This window comes from Haladaptatus ordinarius, assembly GCF_054177595.1.
The window spans coordinates 1-532 of record NZ_JBPEHH010000317.1 but is presented as its reverse complement, the minus strand read 5'-3'; the positions used below and the strand labels follow the sequence as shown (position 1 = coordinate 532).

Below are 532 nucleotides of genomic sequence, written 5' to 3'. Positions count from 1 at the left end.
CACTTTGTGGCCGTCCGGCCCCCGGCCGGACCGCCACAGTTTCAGCAGATTGTGCGTCGCCGAAAACAACGACCACTCCGCTCGTGCCCCTGTCTCCCCACGTAACAGGAATCGGTCGCAGCCGCGGGTGACATGCTGACCGAACACTGCTTCTACGCTCTGGCTGCGCTTGCGGTAGATGGCTCTGCCTCGTTTCGTCCGGAGTTTCCGCTCCATGCGTTCTTTCAGCCCGTACCACTTGGGGATCCGCCCTCGTGGCGGATCCGCTTCCCGGAGTTCTTTGCGTCGCTTCCAGTCTTTGGTCGTGGCGATGAACAGTTCCGTCTGCTCACCCGCTAACTGCGCGTTCGCCTTGCTCCAATACCCAGCGTCGGCAAGCGCCTTCCCCGGGCGCTTGCCGTTCACTTCCTCGCAGTTCTCCAGCATCGGCTCGAGTTGCTGTTTGTCGTTTGCGTCAGTAGTGATGTCCTGAGCGATGATGACCTGCGTGTCGCAGTCCACCATTGCTTGACCGTTGTAGCCCTGCTTCCAC

1 protein-coding gene is annotated in these 532 nt (G+C 61.1%); it reads right to left on the bottom strand.

Annotated features, from left to right (window positions below):
- The coding region (locus tag ACR3FF_RS27370; RefSeq protein ID WP_458191253.1) for a transposase at positions 1-532 on the bottom strand (532 nt) is incomplete at both ends.